Origin of the sequence: Streptomyces capoamus (genome assembly GCF_014654935.1) — a bacterium.
GTDB classification, from domain to species: Bacteria; Actinomycetota; Actinomycetes; order Streptomycetales; family Streptomycetaceae; genus Streptomyces; species Streptomyces capoamus.
This window is the reverse complement of sequence record NZ_BNBF01000013.1, coordinates 200,289-213,733: the sequence shown is the minus strand read 5'-3', so window position 1 is coordinate 213,733 and position 13,445 is coordinate 200,289. Positions and strand designations below refer to the sequence as shown.

The 13,445-nt window shown below is 74.3% G+C and carries 12 protein-coding genes; 2 read left to right on the top strand and 10 right to left on the bottom strand.

Annotated features, from left to right (window positions below; translation table 11 throughout):
* Positions 1-1,573, bottom strand: a 1,573-nt coding sequence (locus IE312_RS21615) for a condensation domain-containing protein (RefSeq protein ID WP_229900255.1), incomplete at its 3' end; no start/stop codon positions are given.
* 26 nt (positions 1,574-1,599) lie between these two features.
* Positions 1,600-2,907 carry a condensation domain-containing protein gene (locus IE312_RS21610; protein WP_229900266.1) on the bottom strand — a complete coding sequence of 436 codons (1,308 nt, stop codon included), beginning with the start codon at positions 2,905-2,907 and terminating at the stop codon, positions 1,600-1,602.
* 130 nt (positions 2,908-3,037) lie between these two features.
* On the opposite strand from IE312_RS21610, the gene IE312_RS21605 reads away from it, so the two are divergent.
* Together IE312_RS21605 and IE312_RS21600 are read left to right on the top strand one after the other, a co-directional pair.
* Complete coding sequence (locus IE312_RS21605; RefSeq protein WP_189983993.1) at positions 3,038-4,024, top strand: diiron oxygenase; 987 nt, start codon at positions 3,038-3,040, stop codon at positions 4,022-4,024.
* 34 nt (positions 4,025-4,058) lie between these two features.
* The gene (locus IE312_RS21600) at positions 4,059-5,150 is read left to right on the top strand and encodes a class I SAM-dependent methyltransferase (RefSeq protein ID WP_189983992.1); all 1,092 of its coding nucleotides are present in this window, start codon (positions 4,059-4,061) and stop codon (positions 5,148-5,150) included.
* Between the two features lie 92 nt (positions 5,151-5,242).
* On the opposite strand, the gene IE312_RS21595 is transcribed toward IE312_RS21600, so the two are convergent.
* From IE312_RS21595 to IE312_RS21560, 8 genes are all read right to left on the bottom strand, one after another.
* Positions 5,243-6,076: an alpha/beta fold hydrolase gene (locus IE312_RS21595; RefSeq protein ID WP_189983991.1), complete on the bottom strand. Its 834-nt coding sequence runs from the start codon at positions 6,074-6,076 to the stop codon at positions 5,243-5,245.
* A 14-nt stretch (positions 6,077-6,090) separates the two neighbouring features.
* Complete coding sequence (locus IE312_RS21590) at positions 6,091-7,548, bottom strand: NAD(P)/FAD-dependent oxidoreductase (protein WP_189983990.1); 1,458 nt, start codon at positions 7,546-7,548, stop codon at positions 6,091-6,093.
* Positions 7,549-7,554: 6 nt separating this feature from the next.
* Entirely contained in the window at positions 7,555-8,766 is a 1,212-nt protein-coding gene (locus tag IE312_RS21585) for an FAD-dependent oxidoreductase (protein WP_189983989.1), read from the bottom strand.
* A gap of 86 nt (positions 8,767-8,852) precedes the next feature.
* Positions 8,853-9,656, bottom strand: a complete 804-nt coding sequence (locus IE312_RS21580; protein ID WP_229900254.1) for an ABC transporter permease — start codon at positions 9,654-9,656, stop codon at positions 8,853-8,855.
* A complete protein-coding gene (locus IE312_RS21575) occupies positions 9,653-10,438 on the bottom strand; it encodes an ABC transporter permease (RefSeq protein WP_189983988.1) in 786 nt (261 codons plus the stop codon). The genes IE312_RS21580 and IE312_RS21575 overlap by 4 nt, the downstream gene beginning before the upstream one ends.
* A complete protein-coding gene (locus IE312_RS21570) occupies positions 10,435-11,415 on the bottom strand; it encodes an ATP-binding cassette domain-containing protein (protein ID WP_189983987.1) in 981 nt (326 codons plus the stop codon). Before IE312_RS21570 ends, IE312_RS21575 begins: the two co-directional genes overlap by 4 nt.
* 133 nt (positions 11,416-11,548) lie before the next feature.
* Positions 11,549-11,827, bottom strand: coding sequence for an acyl carrier protein (locus IE312_RS21565; protein WP_189983986.1), 279 nt, complete (start codon positions 11,825-11,827; stop codon positions 11,549-11,551).
* Positions 11,828-11,834: 7 nt separating this feature from the next.
* Positions 11,835-13,409 carry an AMP-binding protein gene (locus IE312_RS21560; protein ID WP_189983985.1) on the bottom strand — a complete coding sequence of 525 codons (1,575 nt, stop codon included), beginning with the start codon at positions 13,407-13,409 and terminating at the stop codon, positions 11,835-11,837.
* Positions 13,410-13,445 lie beyond the last annotated feature (36 nt).

Sequence of the window (13,445 nt, the reverse complement as noted above, 5' to 3'; positions counted from 1 at the left end):
AGTCGGCATCCGGCCCGGTGAGGTGGTCGAGGAGCCTGGTGAGGGCACCGGCCATGTCGTCGAGGAGGCCCGCCGGGAACAGGTCCTCCACGGCCTCCCAGATGATCCTGATCCCGCCGTCCTCCTCGACCGCCTGGAGGTCCATCCAGACCTGCGGTGTCTGGGAGCTGAGCCAGACCGGTTCGCCGAGCACCCGCCGTACCTCGGGCCCGAACAGCTCCCCCATGCTGAGCGCCGAGGTGAAGACGACCGGGGCCACCGCGGCGCCGGGACGGGCGCGGGCCAGGTCGCGCAGTACGTCGGTGCCGGGGCAGGCGCTGTGCGCGGCGGCGGCGCGGAACTCGGCGTGGAGGCGGCGGGCCCGGTCGGCGAAGGACTCCTCGCGGGTGGCGTCCACGGCGAGCAGCAGCAGGTTGGTGAAGTCACCGACGAGCGCGGGGACGTCCGGGTGGACCGGTTCCCGGTCGAACAGCGGCAGGTTGAGCAGGAAGCGCTTCTGGGCGCTCCAGGTGGCCAGGACCTCGGCGTAGCAGCCGGCCAGCACCATGGCGGGGCTGAGGCCGTGGGTCCGGGCGCGGCCGGTGAGCCGTGCGCGCTGTTCGGGGGTGAGCCACAGGGTACGGCGGCCGGTGCGGGGCCGGTGCAGCCGCTCCGGAGGCCCGGCCAGGGGGAGTTCGGGCCCGGAGGGCAGCGTGGGCAGCCGGCCGGCCCAGTAGGCGCGGTCCCGTTCCAGGTGGGCGGGCGGCCGGGCGGCCCGGTCCGCGAGGTAGCGCGGGTAGCTGTAGCCGAGCGGATCGGGCCGCCGGCCGGGGTCCGCGTAGTGCCGGGCGAGGTCGGCGAGGGCGATGCGGAAGCTCATCGCGTCGCACACCAGCATGTCGACGTCGAGGTGCAGCCGGCTGGTGCCGTCGGGCAGCAGGGTGAGGCGGACGTCGAGCAGGGGGCCGGCGGCGGCGTCCAGCCGCTGGTGGGACAGGCGGGCGCGCAGCCGTTCCAGTTCGGCGGCGGCTGCCTCGGCGCCCGCGGAGCGCAGGTCGTGCACGCCGGTCAGGCCGGTGGGCGTGCCGGTGATCCGCTGGGTGCCGTCGGGCAGGAAGCGGGCGCGGAACATGGCGTGCCGCGAAGTGAGCGCGCGCAGCGCCGTGTCCAGCCGGTCCGCGTCGAGGGCCGGGCCGTCGAACTCGAAGTAGAAGTGGCCGCCGACCCCGCCGAGCACCTGGCCGTCGGCGCGGCCCACCCAGTAGGCGTGCTGCATGGGCGCGAGCGGGAACGCGGCGGACTCCTCGGGCGGGGCCGGGGGCCGGCCGTCGTCGCCCGTGGCGGACTGCGTCCCGTCGGCGGCGGTGCCGGGGCCGCGCGCGACCAGCGCCCACCACTCCGCGAGCCGGGGCCGCTCCACCAGGTCGCCGAAGCGGACCTCGGCGCCTTCCCCGCGCCACCGGGCGGCGAGGGTCATGATGGCCATGGAGTCGAGTCCCAGGGCCGTCAGGTCGTCGTGGTCGCCGATGGCTCCGGGCGGTTCGTCGAGGAGGTCGGCGACGTCCCCGCGCATCGTGTCGAGCGTTATTCGCATGATGATCCCCTGGTTTCCCGCGGTGTTCAGCAGACCCGGCCGAAGGACAGGCCGGTGTCCCGGGAGACGCGTTCGGCGGCCGTGACGTAACGCTCGGCCAATTCCGTGGCGAATTTCTCGTCGAGCCGTCCCTCGTTGTAGAAGAGGAGGACGTGGAATCCCTCGCCGTGCGGGACGAGGACCAATTCGAGTTCGAATCGGCTGCCCACACCGTCGGGTACCAGGACTTCCAAGGCGAGGCCGCCCGCGGTGGTGCTGTAGACCGGTTCGGCGAGCATCTGGAAGACGATGTCGTCGGCCCTGGCCCCCTGGCTCTGCGCCTCGCGCAGCGGCAACAGCTGGTACGGGACGCCCTGGTTGAGGAAGGCACCGGTGACGGTGGCGTGCGTGGCGCGCAGGGCGTCGAGGACGCCTGCCGCGGGGTCGAACCGGGTGCGCAGCACGACCATGTTGGCCAGGAAGCCGACCGTCCTGCGCAGTTCGGGCCGCGTCCGGTTGGCGTACAGGGAGGCGACGGCCAGGTCGGTGCGCCCGGTGGCCCGGTGCAGGACGCCGTAGTAGAGGGTCAGCAGCAGCGAGAACAGGGTGCTCCCGCCGGCCCGGGCGGCCTCGCGCAGGCCGTCCACCGTGGCCCGGTCCAGTTCCCGCCGGACCAGCGCGGTGCTCCGCTCCCCCGGCACGTCCCGGACGGGCAGCGGGGCCAGGGTGAGTCCGGCCAGGCGCTGCTGCCAGTACTCCTGCTGTGCGCGCAGCGCGCCGCCGTCCAGGGCGGCCCGCTGCCATGCGGCGAACTCGCTGAAGGGCATGCCGGGCGCCGGTGTGCCGTCGCCGTCGCCGCCGGCCTCGCCGAGCAGGGCGCACAGGTCCTGGAAGACGACGCCGCACGACCAGGAGTCGGTGACGAGGTGGTGCATGTTGAGGCACAGCACGTGGTCGTCGTCCGCGACCCGCCACAGGGTGGTGCGGAAGCCGGACCTGACCGGATCGATCCGGGTGGCGAGTTCCTCGGCGACGGCCTCCCGCAGGGCCCGCTCAGGGTCGGGGGAACCGTCGAGCCGCCGCAGGTCCAGGTCGACGGGTGCGGACGCGCGGACGATCCCGCGCAGGTGGCGTCCGCCGCCGCGGAACACCGTTCTCAGGGATTCGTGCCGGGAAACCACCGTCTCCAGGCACCGGCGGAGCACTTCTGTTTCCAGCGGTCCGCGAATGCGGCACATCATGGGGCAGTTCAGGGCGCCGTCGTGCCCTCGGTAACGGTCCAGGAACCACAGCAGTCGTTGTCCCGCGGAAGGATCGATCTCTCGTTCTTCTCGCGCTTCTCGCGCTTCGGGCATTCGCTCGTCTGGGCTGGCCACGCGGTCAAGCTACCGGCGGCCGGAAGCGGCCCGGGCTTTCACTGAAAGATGTTTGGCGGCATTGAAAGATTTACCCCGCCGGCCGGTGCCCGTGGTTAGCCTCGGCGGCATGCGGGACCTGGACGTCCAGGCCCGGGTGCACACCCGGCTGTCCTGGGACTACTCGACGAGCACGGGCCGGCTGCGCACCCTCACCGATCGCGCCCGCGCCGGCCAGTGGGACGCCGAACGCGACATCGACTGGTCGGTGCCGGTGCCCTTCGGGGCTCCCCTGCCCGACGGCTCCGGCCTCGCCCGGGCGTCCTTCGAGGCGTCGCCGATGGCCGGGCGGGGCCGTGCGATGTGGGACGCGTTCCGCTGGGAGTTGCAGGCGTGGCTGGTGAGCCAGTTCCTGCACGGGGAGCAGGCCGCGCTCGCGGTGGCCGCCCGCCTGGTGGAGTCCCTGCCGACGGTGGAGGCGAAGCTGTGCGCGGCGACGCAGGTGACCGACGAGGCCCGGCACGTCGAGGTGTTCGCGCGGTACCTGCGCGAGAACGTCCCCGAGCCGTACCCGGTCAACGCGGATCTGCGCTCCCTGCTGGAGGACGTGCTGCGCGACTCCCGGTGGGACGTGACGGCGCTCGGCATGCAGATCATGGTGGAGGCGCTGGCGATGGCCGCGTTCCGGCTGGCCGGCTCCACCTTCCACGATCCGCTGATCCGGCGCATCACGGCGCTGGTGGCCCGCGACGAGGCCCGGCACGTGTCCCTGGGCGTGGTGTCCCTGGAGGAGGTGTACCGGGAGCTGTCCGGCCGGGAGCTGGCGGAGCGGGAGGAACTGGTGCTGGAGGCCGCCGCCTTGATGCGGCGGCGCTTCCTGCTCGGCGACCTCTGGGAACGGCTGGCCGTGGACCGGTCGGCGGGGCTCGCGTACGCCGCCACGGACCCGGCGATGGTGATGTACCGGCAGACGGTGTTCGCCCGGGTGGTGTCCTCGCTGGTGCACATCGGGCTGATGTCGCCGCACGTGCGGCAGGGGCTCGCGGACCTGGACCTGCTCCGCTACGGGACGGTGCCGCGCCGGCTGTCCCGCCGGCCGCCCGGCCGGTCCGGGTGAGGCGTTTGCGGCTGTCGACCGAAGGGATGCGGCAATGACCACGGACGCGCAGGACACGGCGGGATCGGCGCGGGCGCTGTCGGTACGGCTGTTCACGGCCGGGCTGGGGGCTGCCGAGCTGATGACCGCCTACCTGGGCCTGCGACTGGGACTGTACGAGGAACTCGCCAAGGGTCCGGCGACCGCGGAGGATCTGGCGCGGCGCGCCGGCGTCGATGCGCGCTACGCGCGCGAGTGGCTGGAACAGCAGGCGGCGGCCGGGATCCTGACCACGGACGAGGGCGAACCGGACGCCGCCCGCCGTGTGTTCACCCTGCCCGCCGGGCACGCCGAGGCCCTCACCGACCCGGACAGCCCGTACTCGATCGCTCCGCTGGTGGTGCTGCCCGTCGGCGGTCTGTCCGCCGTGCTGCCCCGGCTGGCGGACGCCTTCCGCACCGGGCAGGGGGTGCCGTACTCCGCGTACGGCAGTCAACTGCGCGGTGGCCAGGAGGGCCTGAACAAGTCGGTGTTCCGGCACCAGCTCGCCGGCTGGATCGCGGCGACCCTCCCGGAGGTGCACGCGTCGCTGTCCGCCGACGGGGGCCGTATCGCGGACGTCGCCTGCGGCACCGGCTGGTCCTCGATCGCCCTGGCGCAGGCGTACCCGCGCGCCCGGGTGCACGGGCTGGACCTCGACGAGGCGTCGGTGGCGGACGCCCGGCAGCACGCCCGGCGGGCCGGGCTGGACGAGCGGGTCGACTTCGCCGTGCGGGACGCGGCGGATCCCGCGCTGGCCGGCCGGTTCGACCTGGTGTGCGTCTTCGACGCGCTGCACGACATGGCTCGGCCGGTCCGGGTCCTGGCCGCGTGCCGGGCCCTCCTCGCGGACGGCGGCAGCGTGCTGCTGATGGAGCCCAACGTGGGCGAGCGCTTCCGGGCGCCGGCCCCGGAGACCGAGCGCTACCAGTACGCGGTCAGCGTGCTGCACTGCCTGCCGGTGGGCCGGACGGACGCGGACTCGGCGGCCACGGGCACGGTCATGCGGCCCGGTACGGTCCGGGCCTACGCGCGGGCCGCGGGTTTCCGCGAGGTGCGGATCCTGCCGGTGCGGCACACCTTCCACCGGCTGTACCACCTGCGCTGACCCGCCGCCCCGCACTTCGCCGCGTCGGCCCCCGGCGGGCATGCCGTCGGCCGGGGCGCGCCCCGCGGGCGGCGCGCTCCGGCCGACGGCGTTCAGCTCTCCGGCGCGGCGGGGGCGCCCGCGTCCAGATACTCGGCCAGCAGCCGGTTCACCTCGGTCGGCTTCTCCAGCAGCGCGGCGTGCCCGCTGTTCTTGATCTCCCGGTACTCGCAGTCCGGTATGAGCCCGGCCAGTTCGCGGGCCATCGGGTAGGGGGACATGATGTCGTGCTCCATGCCGACGACGAGGCAGGGCACGGTGATGGAGGCGATCCGCCGCGGATCGGGGTCGTAGGCCGCCGACGCCTCCGCGTGGCCGAGGGCGCCGTGCCCGCCGGACGCGGCGAGGCCGCGCAGCCCTTCGAGGTACGGTCCGATGAAGGCGTCCCGGTTCAGTGCCCGCGGACCGAACAGGTACATCGCCCGGTAGATCCCCTCGGTCACCGGCGGCATCACCGCGCCCGAACGCAGCCGTTCCAGCGCGTCCTCGCGGATCGCCCGGTGCAGCGCGCTCGGCTTCCACGGCACGCCCACCAGTACGGCGCGGGTGAGCAGTTCGGGGCGGGCCGCGGCGAGTTCCAGGATGACGGTGGCGCCCAGGGAGTAGCCCACGATCGCGCACGGTCCGATGCCCAGCTCCTCGATGAGGGCGGCGGTGTCCTCGGCCAGGCCCTCCATGGTGTAGGGCGGCGGGGTCTCCTCGGACGGCGGCACCCCCCGGTGGTCGAAGGTGATGACGCGGTGGCCGCGCTTGGTGAGGAAGGGCACCTGGGTCTGGTGGAACAGGTTGGCCTGGTGCTGTCCGGCGACCAGGAGGACCGGCGGGTCGTCGGGACCGCCGAAGATGTCGTAGTTGAGGGTCACGCCCGTCTTCAGGGTGATGTCCACGCTGTCGTCCTTCGTCAGGTGCGGGTCCGGCGGCCGGGTCCGGTCGCCGGGAGGGCGGCGGAGGGGAGCACCGATGCGGGGGCGGAACCGGTGACCAGGGCCTCGAAAGCGGCCCGGTCCGGGCCCTCGGCGCGGGTCTCGGGCATCGGGTGGTCCCGCAGGAAGGCGAGGATGCGCCGGGACACGGTCCGGTCGCGCATCAGGTCCTGCGGGGTCATGAGCATGTGGTACATCCGCAGCGACGCGCGGCGGATCTCCGCGTCGTCGTCGCGGAGCACGGCCATCGCCCTGACGAACCGGTTGGGCAGGTCGTCGGCGGGCGGTGCGTGCTCGCCGCGCAGGCCGGCCCGCAGCTGGGCGAGGCGCGCGCGGTCGGTGGCCCGCTGGATCTCGAACCACACGCCGAGGGTGTCGTCCGTCCACCGCTCGAACTGCGCGGTGTAGGCCGCCGGGTCGGCCGCCGCGCGCTCCGCGGTCCGGGCGAGCTGCCGGGCGTGGACGAAGGCCAGGGACACCCCGCGGCCGAAGGTGGGGTTGGTCTGGAGGGCGGCGTCACCGACCATGACGAGGCCGGCGGCCACCGGTCTGCCCGCCGCGTCGAGCAGGGTGCGGCGGCGGTTCTCCAGCCGGCCCATGGGCGCGGGGTCGTCCAGCGGCACACCGGCCTCCAGCCATTCGGCCGTGGCGGGCACGGACCGCAGGAAGCGGGTGAAGATCTCCGGGTCGCGCAACCGGTGCTTCAGGGGGTCGTCGACGGCCACGGTGGCGGAGAGCTGGAAGGTGTCGTTGTCGCCGGGGAAGACCAGTGCGGTCCCGTAGTCGAGCTCGGTGACGAGGGGGACGGTGGTGGACGGGAACGTGCGGCCGGGGCGCAGCCGGTGGTGCCGGGTGAGGTAGAAGAAGCCGCAGGGCTGGGACGTCTCGCGGGGCGTGCCGAGGCCCGCCTCGGCCAGCCAGCGGGCGAGCCGCGAGCGGCGGCCGGACGCGTCCACGACGAGGTCGCCGGTGTGCTCGGCGCCGTCCCGGGTGCGTACGCCCGTCACGCGGGTGGGGCCCGCGGCCTCGCGCCCGGTCAGCAGGCCGGTCACCGCGGCCCCGGTGACCGGGGTGATCCCCGGTTCGGCCGTCGCGGCGCGGCGCACCACCGCTTCGTAGACCAGGCGGCGGCTGAGCACGGCGGCGTCCTCGGAGCCGCTCTCCAGCGGGGTGACGTGGGCGCCCCGGGAGGCGAGGGCGGCCGGCAGCTCGGGCAGTTCCTCGCGCAGGACGCGGGTGGACAGGCCGAGGAACGCGTGGCCCTGGCGGGCGTGCGGCACCTCGCGGCGCCGCCAGCCGTGCCAGTCGTCGTCAGCGGCCCCCGACGGGGGCGGGGGGCCGGCTTCGAGCAGCGTGACGTGGTGGCCGCGCCGGGCGCAGAAGAGCGCGGTGGCCGTTCCGGCCAGTCCGGCACCGATCACCAGGATGCGGGCCACGGCAGGTCACCGGCCCGCCGCGGTGACCGGCGCGGACCAGTCGAAGCGGTAGCCGTAGACGGTCTCGGCGTTCTTCAGGCCCAGTCTCAGGAACAGCGGCAGCATCAGGTCGCGCAGGGCTCGGCCCACCGGCCCGGCGGGGGTCATCTGCCCGCCGGTGCGGCGCGCCTGCCGGATCAGGCCCTCCACCCGTGGGCGGCGCAGCGCCTCGTAGGCGGCGAAGGCGGAGCGGGTGTCGGGCAGGTCGCGCAGGCATGCGGCGAGGACGACGGCGTCCTCCATGCCGAGTGCCGCGCCCTGGCCCAGGTGCGGCGAGATGGCGTGCGCGGCGTCGCCGACGAGGGCCACGTCGCCGCGGTGCCAGGCGGGTATGGACGGCAGGTCGTACAGCGGCCACCGGCCGACGGGTCCCTCGGTGGCCCGCAGGATCCCGGCGACCACCCGGTGGTCGCCGGCGTGGCGGCGTACCAGTTGTTCGCGCCACTGGTCGTCGGTGATCGAGGCGGCCCAGCCGAGGGCGGGTTCGCGGGGCACGGTGTGGTTCTCGAACCAGTAGACCTCGCCGCCCGGCAGGACCTGGTAGCCGAAGAAGCCGCGCAGGCCGAACAGCATGCGGAAGGTGCCGTCGGGTTCTCCGACCGCGTGGGTGCGGGCGAAGCCGCCGGAGCCGATGCCCTGGGTGAAGCTCGGTGCGGGGGCGTCGGGGAACACGGCGGCGCGGGTGGCGGAGTTGATGCCGTCGGCACCGACGAGGAGGTGCCCGTCGGCGGTGTCGCCGTCGGTGAAGACGGCCGTGACCTCGCCCGGCCGGCCGGTCTTGACGTCGGCGAGGCGCTTGCCGAACTCGACGCGTACGCCGGCCTGTTCGGCGCATTCGCGCAGCGCCCTGTTGAGCAGGCCGCGTTTCACGCAGGTGGTGTGTTCGGGGTTGCTGCCGATGGTGCGGCCCTTGTGGTTGGCGAAGACGAGCCGGGTGGTCGCGGCCCCGTGGGCGAGTACGGTGTCGGCGATGCCGAGGGTCTGCAGGACGCTGCGTCCGTTGGGCCCTAAGTTGAGGAAGGAACCGGCGTGGTCGTCGGGTTCGGGCCGGGCCTCGTACAGCACCGGGGTGTAGCCGCAGCGGATCAGGAACAGGGCGAGCACCGGCCCCGTGATGCCGCAGCCGGCGATCAGGGCGCGCCGCTCCGCGGGCGCGGGGGGCACGTTCTCTTCAGGCATGGCGGACTCCTCGTTCTGGGTGGACCGCGTGGACCGCGTGGACCGCGCCACGGGGTGGTGGGAACTCCCCGGTCTCCAGGGGGGCGTCAGCCGGCGACGAAGCCGCGGAACCTGCGCGCCGTCACCCAGGCGCACAGTGCGCTCACCCCCACCGTCCAGGCGACGGTGGCGAGCACGGGCACCAGCAGGGGCCCGCCGCGGGACAGCCCGACCAGCGCCTCGACGGCGGTGGAGACCGGGTTGGCCGCGATCACCGGGCGGATCGCGGAGGGGAAGGCTTCGCGGGGCATGTAGCCGGTCGAGAGCATCGTCAGGGCGAGGGTGGGCATCTGCACCCAGCGCATGATGACCGGCGGATAGGGCGCGGACAGCGCCGCGACCACCGCGAGGGAGGTGCACATCAGCCCGAACAGCGCGACGAGCACGAAGAAGCCGGCGGCGGCGGCCACGCCCTGGCGGAACCGGAAGCCGGGCAGCTGGGCGATCAGGGCGACCAGTACGGCGATGCCGAGGATGCGGACCAGGTCGCCCAGCATGCGCCCGAGCAGCATGGACAGCGCGTGGACCGGCATCACGCGCAGCCGGTTGAAGACGCCGCTGCGGATGTCCACCCAGAAGGCGATGGCGCTGGAGCCGATCGCCGAGAAGCTGGTGATGAGGATGACCAGCGGGGCGAGGCGGACGACGTAGCTCTCCCCGAGGGTGTCGTGCACGATGATCTTGAACGTGGCCAGCAGCATGAACAGCTGCAGCAGCGGGAAGCCGAACGTGGACAGCAGCATCATCGGGCTGCGCACGAAGTGCTTCAGCGTCCGGCCGCCGATGAGCGCGGACTGGGCCCACAGTCCGGGCGCCGGGGCCGGCGCGGGCGCGGTGCTGGTCGCGGTCACTGGGTCACCTTCCGGAAGGCGCGTGCGGTGGTCCAGCCGAAGAACAGGGTCAGTCCCGCGCACCAGAGCACGGCCGGCACGATCCGTCCGGCACTGGGGTCGCCGCCGGACAGCGCGCGCAGCGCGTCGATCACCGCGGACACCGGGGAGTTGCGCACCACGGGCTGGAGCCAGTGCGGGAAGAGCGCGGCGGGCACGAAGCCCGTGGAGACCACCAGCAGCGGCAGGTAGGGGAGGTAGAGCGCGGCGGCCAGGGCCTCCTGGTTGCGCAGGCTCAGTCCCAGGGTGGCGGTGACGGCGGCCAGGGCGACGGTGAAGGCGACGGCGACCAGGAGGAAGCCGACCGCCGCTGCGGCCCCGGCGCGGAACCGGAATCCGGCCAGGTGCGCGACCAGGCTGACCACCACGGTGGAGGTCAGCGCCTCGGCGGCCACGACCAGCAGCCGGGCGGTGCCCAGGGAGGAGCCGGCGATGGGCATGGTGCGCAGCCGGTTGAACAGGCCGCTGCCGCGGTCGGTGGCCAGGGACATGGCGGAGGCGATCGCGACGAACATCAGGGCCTGCACGACGAGTGTCGGGGTGACGAAACGGCCGTAGTCGATGCCCTTGGCGTGCAGCATGCGGCTGAAGGCGGCGTAGAAGATGCCGAAGAACAGCAGGGGCTGCACCACGGTGCCGACGAGCGCGCCCCTGCCGAAGGAGCGGCGGAAGTCGCGTTCGGCGAGCACCCGCACGTCGTGCACGAGTCCTGGCGGGGAGACGGGGGCGGGGGCGGTGGTCATGCGCGCGCCTCCGGGGCCGAGTGGCCGGCGGGGTGGGCTCGGTCGGCGGGGTGCGCGTGGTCGGCGGTCAGGGCGAAGAAGACGTCGTTCAGGGTGGGCGGGTGCACGGCGACGTCGTCGGCGCGGATCCCGCCGCCCTTCAGCACGGCGAGGACGCCGCCGAGGTCGTCCGTGCCGGACACGGGAACGACGAGGGAGTCCTCACGGACGCTGACCGTCGTCGAGGCGGCGAGGAGTTCGGCGGCGCGGGCGCGTACGGCGGCGTCGGCCAGGACCACCTCGCAGACCGAGCCGCCGGTCTGCTGCTTCAGCTCGCGCGCGGTGCCCTGGGCGATGACCCGGCCGTGGTCGATGACGACGATCCGGTCGGCGAGCGCGTCGGCCTCGTCCAGGTACTGGGTGGTGAGCAGGATCGCCATCCCGTCGGCGGCGAGCGCGCGCACGGCCTCCCACAGGGTCTCGCGGCTGCGCGGGTCGAGGCCCGTGGTCGGCTCGTCCAGAATCAGGACGGGCCGCGGGACGACCAGTCCGACGGCCAGGTCGAGCTTGCGCCGCATACCGCCCGAGTACTGCCCCACGGGCCGGTCGGCGCTCTCCGCCAGCCCGAACCGGTCCAGCAGTTCACCGGCGCGCGCGGCGGCCCGGGGCTTGGACAGGCCGAGCAGCCGGGCGAAGAAGACCAGGTTCTCGCGTCCGGTGAGGGTCTCGTCGACGGCGGCGAACTGTCCGGTGACCGCGAGGGACGCGCGCACGCCGTGCGGGTCGGCCCGCAGGTCGCGTCCGGCCACGGTGGCGGTGCCGCCGTCGGGGGTGAGCAGGGTGGTCAGGCAGTTGATGAGCGTGGTCTTGCCGGCTCCGTTGGGTCCCAGCAGTCCGACGACGGAACCGGCGGCGACGGAGAACGACACGTCGTCGACGGCTGTCGTCGGCCCGAAGCGTTTGCACAGCCGTTCGATGGAGATCACGGCGTCGGACACGGGAAGGCCCCTCTCTTCACGCCGGAGATGCGCAGGTCCCACCCGCGCACGAAGCGTTTCGAACGTAGCGACGCGCGTACCCGCGCCCCGGTCTCCTTTCAGGTGTCTTTCGAGGGGTGGCCGGCCCCGCCGTTCAGCCGGCCACCAGCTCGTTCTGCTGGCGCAGTTGGCCGACCACGTAGGCGATCACGTCGTCGGAGGTGGCGATCTTCCGGCCCGCCTCCTCGTCGATGGGCGGCAGGTCGAAGTCGTCCTCGATGGCGAAGGCCAGTTCCAGCAGGGCCAGGGAGTGGTACCCGAGGTCGTTGACCAGGTGGGCGGGCCCCTCGCTGGGGAACCCCTCGGCGTCCGGGGCGAGTTGGCGGATGATGCCCAGGATGGTCGCGCGGACGCCGCTCTCGGTGTAGGCCATGTCTCTCCTAGGGCTGTGGGTGGTCGGCCGCGGGCTGGACGAGGGTGTGCCAGATGGCGCGGCGCCTCGGCTTGCCGCTCGGGGTGCGGGCGAGGGCGCCCCGCCCGGTCCGCAGCACGAGGGCGTCGGCGCCGGGGACCGTACGGCGCAGCAGGCGGCGTACGGCGTCGTCGGCGGCCGGGTCCGGCGGGGCACCGCCGTCCTCGGCGACCAGCGCGGTGACGGGGCCGGTGGCGTCCTGGCCGAGCACCACGGTGGCGCGCGGGGGCAGCAGTCCGGCGTCGCGGAGCGTCTGCTCCACGTCCTCCGCGAAGATCCAGCGGCCGCGCACCTTGAGGCCGTCCCCGATCCGGCCGTGCACGAACAGCTGTCCGTCGGCGAGGAACCCGGCGTCACCGGTGCGCAGTTCGCCCCCCGTGATCCGGGTGTCCCGCGGATCACCGCCGAGGTGGCCGAGGGCGACCTGCGGTCCGCGTACGGCGATCTCCCCGACCGTGCGGTCCGGCAGGGTCCGGCCGTCGTCGCCGACGATCCGCACGGTGGTGCCGGGCAGCGGGCCGCCGCAGCCGACGACCGACTTCTCCTCGGTCCACTGCTGCCCGTGCCGCACTCCGGTGACGGCCAGCGACGCCTCCGCCAGTCCGTAGGCGGGCAGCAGCGCCCCGCGGCGGAGCCCGTGCGGGCCGAGCAGCCGGTGGAAGCCGCGCAGGGTGGCGGGCGGGATGCGCTCGGCGCCGACCACCAGGGAGTGCCAGCCGGAGAAGTCCAGGCCGGCCAGGTCCGCGGGACGGACCCTGCGCACGATGTGGTCGAGGCCGAAGGCGGGGGTGGCGCTGACGGCGGCGCCGCGCAGGCCGAAGCAGCGCAGGTACTCCAGTGGTCTGCGGACGAAGGCCTCGGGCGGCATCAGCCACAGCTCGTCCTGGGCGAGCACCGCGCCGAGCAGGCAGCCGACGAGTCCCATGTCGTGGTGGACGGGCAGCCAGCTGGCCCATACGGTGCCCGGACCGGCCCCCAGCCAGTCACGGATGACGCCGACATGACCGGCCAGCGCGGCCGCGTCGAGGGCGACACCGCGGGCCCGGCCGCCGGAGCCGGAGGTGAACTGGACCAGCCCCAGCGCGGCCGGCGCCCGGTCCGGGGCGGTGTCCTCCGCGCCGTCGTCGCCGTCGAGCAGGGCCGCGGCGAGCCGCAGCGCCACGCCGGGCGGAAGGGGGCACGCGGGCGGGCGTTCGGCGATCACGAGCCGGGGGCGGGCCGCGGTGAGCAGGGCGGACATACGGTCGTCGTAACCGGCCGCCGTGAGCGCGCCGGCCACCGGCGGTGCCAGCGGTGCCGGGGTGGCCCCGGCCAGCAGGGTGCCGAAGAACGCGGCGACGAAGGCGGGCGAGGAGGGCAGCACCAGGGCGACGGTGTCGCCGGCGCGCACGCCGGACCGGACGAGCGAGCGGGCCGTGGTGCGGCTCGCCCGGGCCAGCGCGGCGTAGGGGAGGCGGTGCCAGTCCCCCGCGGCGGTGCCGAAGTTGACGCCGGTCCGGGTGCTGGGCGCCTCCAGCCAGCTGAGCAACGTGGCAGCGGACACGGCCGGTTCACCTCCGATGCGCCGTGGACACCGGCG

What these genes read in the sequence shown, in the direction of transcription:
- IE312_RS21575 (WP_189983988.1), bottom strand. Translation starts at nt 10,438, where the DNA reads ATGACCACCGCCCCCGCCCCCGTCTCCCCGCCAGGACTCGTGCACGAC.
- IE312_RS21610 (WP_229900266.1), bottom strand. Translation starts at nt 2,907, where the DNA reads ATGCCCGAAGCGCGAGAAGCGCGAGAAGAACGAGAGATCGATCCTTCC.
- IE312_RS21600 (WP_189983992.1), top strand. Translation starts at nt 4,059, where the DNA reads ATGACCACGGACGCGCAGGACACGGCGGGATCGGCGCGGGCGCTGTCG.
- IE312_RS21605 (WP_189983993.1), top strand. Translation starts at nt 3,038, where the DNA reads ATGCGGGACCTGGACGTCCAGGCCCGGGTGCACACCCGGCTGTCCTGG.
- IE312_RS21585 (WP_189983989.1), bottom strand. Translation starts at nt 8,766, where the DNA reads ATGCCTGAAGAGAACGTGCCCCCCGCGCCCGCGGAGCGGCGCGCCCTG.
- IE312_RS21565 (WP_189983986.1), bottom strand. Translation starts at nt 11,827, where the DNA reads ATGGCCTACACCGAGAGCGGCGTCCGCGCGACCATCCTGGGCATCATC.